The organism is Croceicoccus pelagius, assembly GCF_001661915.1.
GTDB classification, from domain to species: domain Bacteria; phylum Pseudomonadota; class Alphaproteobacteria; order Sphingomonadales; family Sphingomonadaceae; genus Croceicoccus; species Croceicoccus pelagius.
In genome coordinates this window covers 1-4,624 of the sequence record NZ_LYWY01000023.1, presented here as the reverse complement: position 1 = coordinate 4,624, position 4,624 = coordinate 1, and the positions used below count along the sequence as shown (strand labels likewise).

General features: G+C 57.8%; 5 protein-coding genes and 1 pseudogene. 3 read left to right on the top strand and 3 right to left on the bottom strand.

What is annotated here, in order from left to right; translation table 11 throughout:
* Positions 1–571 (top strand): IS66 family transposase (gene tnpC / locus A9D15_RS04555; protein ID WP_156521647.1); only part of this gene is annotated, 571 nt, incomplete at its 5' end.
* Between the two features lie 98 nt (positions 572–669).
* On the opposite strand, the gene A9D15_RS04550 is transcribed toward tnpC, so the two are convergent.
* Entirely contained in the window at positions 670–1,662 is a 993-nt protein-coding gene (locus A9D15_RS04550; RefSeq protein WP_066762283.1) for a sensor histidine kinase, read from the bottom strand.
* Positions 1,663–2,010: 348 nt separating this feature from the next.
* Between A9D15_RS04550 and A9D15_RS04545 the strand changes: the two genes are divergently transcribed.
* Positions 2,011–2,862: a glucose 1-dehydrogenase gene (locus A9D15_RS04545; RefSeq protein ID WP_066762285.1), complete on the top strand. Its 852-nt coding sequence runs from the start codon at positions 2,011–2,013 to the stop codon at positions 2,860–2,862.
* A 95-nt stretch (positions 2,863–2,957) separates the two neighbouring features.
* A pseudogene (locus A9D15_RS04540) lies at positions 2,958–3,371 on the top strand (alpha-amylase family glycosyl hydrolase); the annotation flags it as partial.
* Between the two features lie 176 nt (positions 3,372–3,547).
* Here A9D15_RS04540 and A9D15_RS04535 read toward each other — a convergent pair.
* Positions 3,548–3,739 carry a hypothetical protein gene (locus tag A9D15_RS04535; RefSeq protein WP_066762278.1) on the bottom strand — a complete coding sequence of 64 codons (192 nt, stop codon included), beginning with the start codon at positions 3,737–3,739 and terminating at the stop codon, positions 3,548–3,550.
* Between the two features lie 79 nt (positions 3,740–3,818).
* Positions 3,819–4,624 (bottom strand): IS3 family transposase (locus tag A9D15_RS04530; protein WP_066762217.1); only part of this gene is annotated, 806 nt, incomplete at its 5' end.

Genomic DNA, 4,624 nt, shown 5'->3' with positions numbered 1-4,624 from the left:
CCGCCGTCGCGGCGACGTGACCCTCGCGTTCTGCTGGGCGCATGTGCGACGCAAATTCTACGAACTGGCAGACAGCTCGCCGGTCGCATCAGATGTGCTGCGCTGCATCGCCGAACTCTATGCCATCGAAGACGAGGTGCGGGGATCGTCGGCGCGGCAACGCCAGACCGTCCGCAATGCACGGAGCAGGCCCATTGTGGACGATCTCCACCAGTATCTCGACACCCGTGCCCGGCAGGTCAGCACCAAGAGCAGGCTCGGTGAAGCGATCCGCTATGCGCTCACCCGGTGGGATGGCCTCCTCCGGTTCCTTGATGATGGCCGCATCGATCTCGACAACAACACCGTCGAGCGCTCCATCCGCCCGCTCGCCCTCAATCGCAAAAATGCGCTGTTCGCCGGTTCCGACGAAGGCGGCGACAACTGGGCGGTGATCGCCACGCTCATCGAAAACTGCAAACTGAACGGTATCGATCCGAACGCCTGGTTGACCGCCACTCTCTCGAGCCTCGCCAACGGTCACCCGGCCAACCGCGTCAGCGAACTCATGCCCTGGGCCGACGTGGGCTGAAAACAGCGCTTACGTAATAGTGGGGGGACCTAAAGCGAAAACGAACAACAAGAGTCCATGGTTTCTTGTACGGAGAAATTGTGACGTCCGCTGTCAGGTTAGTCGGTCGGACATAATTGTCCGGATCTTTCTATGAAAATCCTGCATTCAATACCGTTGGAGGCATAATCCATGCTCACCGTTCCATAGGAGGCCATCGCCTGGTTGATGAGCGTGGATCCAAAACCGGTTTCATTCTGGCGAGCGACAGGAGGACCTGCTCGCTCGGTCCAAGTGATCTCCGTCCCATCAGGAACAGCTGCTATTTGAACCTTCACCGCACCCGTCTCATTCGACAAAGCTCCGTACTTCATCGCGTTTGTCAGTAGCTCGTGGAATATGAGCGACAATCCTTGGCCGACCGCGTTTTTAAGGACCGGATCATCCGTCAGCCAGATGTCGATCCTATTCTCCAGGCCAGTGAATGCTGCCAACTCTGTCCGAAAGATCGAGCTGGCACTCATTTCTGCGAAATCCCCTGTGGCCAGTAATTGGTGGCTTCGCGCCAGAGCGCCAACCCGTCCCTCGAGCGATCTTGCGAAAGCCTCGACGCTTTTCGTTCTGGGAGCCGAAAGACTGATCATGGCCTTGATCATCGCCAACATGTTGCGAACCCTGTGGTTCAGTTCGTTGGTAATGAGCTGAAGCCGCGCCTCGTTCTCTTTCGTGTCCGTGATATCGATGACTTGGCCGATCAGCTTGGTGATGGCACCCTTGGCATCAACAAGGGGGCGACCTGCGCCACTGATCCAGCGCCTTTGGCCTGTCGCGGTCTCGATCTGGCATTCGAAATTCCATTCCTGTCTACCTGCAATCGCCGCCTTTTGAAGTTTGTCAACTCTGGATCGATCATCATCTACGACGTGATCCAGAAAGCCGTCGTAAGTCCATTCCGGTAATGGCTCTGAGTAACCGAAGATAAGGTCGTGCGCGCGATTCCTGATTGCCCGGCCAGACTGCAGATCAAGTTCCCAAATTCCAACGTGGCCGGTCTCGATGACAAGTCGCAAATGTTCGGCACTTTGTTCTTCGAATGGTTGGATGTCGGGCATCTGGACTTTTCAGGTTTTCCGTCGGGTTTTCCGTCGGGCGCGCGTTTTCTGATCTCGCGAAATTACAGGCTGATACCAGTAACGTCAAAAAGGCTGCTGAAGTTCCCGCTCAGCTCAAAATTGAACGACGTACGATTGTGGGATAGAGCTCCTTTTCGGGGCGTTGTGGAAGAAAATACTCCTCCCTCGGATGCTCATAGAGCGAGCGTACCGGCTTTGTCCGTTCCGACCAAATTTCGCCAATTCTCACGAGCTATCGCGCAAGAGGGGGCGTCGGTCTCGTTCGACGACGAGAATATGAACTTTCAGCCCGCCCGATCCATTGGACTGTTGAAGGAGGCTGAAAAAATGACCGACACTTTAGACATGATCCACGAGGACCCGCTCCCCGGCCATGAGAGTGCCTTGCAACCCAAGCCTGAATGGCAGCCGCGCTTCCTCGGCTCGGGCCGTCTGAAGGACAAGGTCGCTATCGTTACAGGCGCTGACAGCGGCATCGGTAGGGCCGTCGCCGCGCTTTACGCCCGCGAAGGCGCGAAGATCGCGATCGTCTATCTTCTAGAAGACGACGACGCAGAGATGACACGCTCGATCGTCGAAGAGGAAGGCAGTGAGGCGGTCTGCATCAAGGCGGACATTGGCTCGAAAGACGCCTGTGCCACCGTTGTCGAAAAGACGCTGGAGGCATTCGGCAAGATCGACATCCTGGTCAACAACGCTGGCGAACAGCACCCCGATGACGACATCGTCGATATCACTGAGGATCAGCTGCGCCGCACCTTCCAGACCAACATCTTTGGCATGTTCTTCCTGACGCAGGCCGTCCGCCCCCATCTTTGTAAGGGCGCGAGCATCGTCAATTGCACCAGTGTCACAATGTATCAGGGCAGCGCCGCGCTTCTCGATTATAGTTCCACTAAGGGCGCGATCACGGCTTTCACTCGATCCTTGAGCGAAAATCTTATCAGTGACGGCATTCGCGTGAATGCGGTCGCTCCCGGGCCGATCTGGACGCCGCTCAACCCTTGCGGCGGAGCTGACGAGGAGAAACTCGAGCATTTCGGAGAATCGACTCCGATGGGAAGGCCCGGCCAGCCCAACGAGGTGGCGCCCGCCTTTCTTTTCCTAGCCTGCGAAGACGCAAGCTACATGAGCGGGCAGGTCCTCCATCCCAATGGCGGCGTAATCGTCAACGGCTGACTGCTGCGATCGCCGGTTCCGTTTTGCAGAGAAATCCGGAACCGGCTCCAGACATTCGGGTTGGAATCCATAAGATGCAGCAAAGCGAGGGACTAATGGCGAAGAGAGGCGCTGACTGGTGGCAGGGAGCGATCATCTATCATGTCTATCCTCGCAGTTTCCAAGATAGCACCGGTAATGGGATCGGCGATCTCAAAGGCATTGAACAGCGGCTTGACTATATTGCCGACCTTGGCGTCGATGCGATCTGGATATCGCCTTTCGCCAAGTCACCGATGCGCGATTTCGGCTATGATATCTCCGATTACCTGTCAGTCGATCCCCTGTTCGGCAGTCTGGAAGATTTCCAGTCCCTACTCGAAGCAGCGCATGATCGCGGTCTCAAGGTAATGATGGACCAGGTTCTGTCCCACACGTCGAACGAGCATCCGTGGTTTTTGGAGAGCCGCGAGGACCGCAAAAACGCTAAGGCAAACTGGTATGTCTGGGCCGACCCTGCGCCTGGAGGCGTAGGGTCACTATAACGCCGGCTGTTTCGCTGCATTACATGCCAAAAGCGACCAGCCAGCAAACGGCCCAAATCCGCTCTGATTGCCACGCAACCGCGGTGATCAACCGGGCTTATTATTGACCTTGAATCAACTGCGGTCAAAAGCCCATCGCGTTTTGCTAGTGCTTGACGAGTTCAGTCTCGAATTTCCAAGGTCCGCACTACCTCGTGAAACTTTTTCACGTCCTTGTCGAAATAGTAAAGTGACGGAGCTTCGAACGCGACGAGATAGAGCTTTCCATCTTCTAGTGCGGCGTAAGCTTCACCCTCTCGTTCAACTTCATCTTCGAGCGCTGTGTAGCGATAGGTAAAATGGATACCATCCATCCCGGCAAAGGTCGCCGGTTGAGGTGGTCCCGCCTTCCTGGACAGTTTGGCGGCTGAGTTAAGCTAATCCCGGTTGTCGTTATGCCGCCTTCTTGATCATCAGATCATGGGGGGCATGCCCCCCATGATCTGATTGCCCGATCCGCCGATAGGCCTCCACCGGGGTTCGTCCGGCTAGGCCCGAGTGCGGACGCTGGGTGTTGTAATAGGTGATCCACCGGCCAAGGCCAGCACGCAGCTCGGAGCCGGTCTCGAAGGCATGGAGGTAGACGCACTCGTACTTCAGGGACCGCCAGAGCCGCTCGATGAAGACGTTGTCCATCCACCGCCCCCGGCCGTCCATGCTGATGCGGACCTCGGCCTCGCGCAGCACGCTGGTGAAGGCCTGCGACGTGAACTGGCTGCCCTGGTCGGTGTTGAAGATCTCGGGCTTGCCGTAGCGGGCCAGCGCCTCCTCCAGCGCCGCAACGCAGAAGCCGGCATCCATCGTGTTCGACAGCCGCCAGGCCAAGACCTTGCGTGTGGCCCAGTCCATGATCGCGACCAGGTAGAGGAAGCCCCGACGCATCGGGATGTAGGTCACGTCGGCGCACCAGACATGGTTGGGCCGCTCGATCGCCAGCTTGCGCAGCAGATACGGATAGACCCGGTGCTGTGGGTGCGGATCGCTCGTGCGTGGCCGCTGGTAGATCGGCGTCAGCCCCATCTTCGCCATCAGCCGCCGCGCCCGCCTGCGACCGATCTCGTGTCCGGCACGCCGCAGGTGCCGCGCCATCTGGCGACTGCCGTACCATGGGCATTCCATGAAGGTCTCGTCGATCACCGTCATCAGCGCCAGCGTCTCGTCCGTTTCCGGCACCGGTGCGTAGTAATAGGACGAGCGGC

Excerpts from the sequence above, each read along its gene's own strand:
- A9D15_RS04550 (WP_066762283.1), bottom strand. The coding sequence starts at position 1,662 with ATGCCCGACATCCAACCATTCGAAGAACAAAGTGCCGAACATTTGCGA.
- A9D15_RS04545 (WP_066762285.1), top strand. The coding sequence starts at position 2,011 with ATGACCGACACTTTAGACATGATCCACGAGGACCCGCTCCCCGGCCAT.
- A9D15_RS04535 (WP_066762278.1), bottom strand. The coding sequence starts at position 3,739 with ATGGATGGTATCCATTTTACCTATCGCTACACAGCGCTCGAAGATGAA.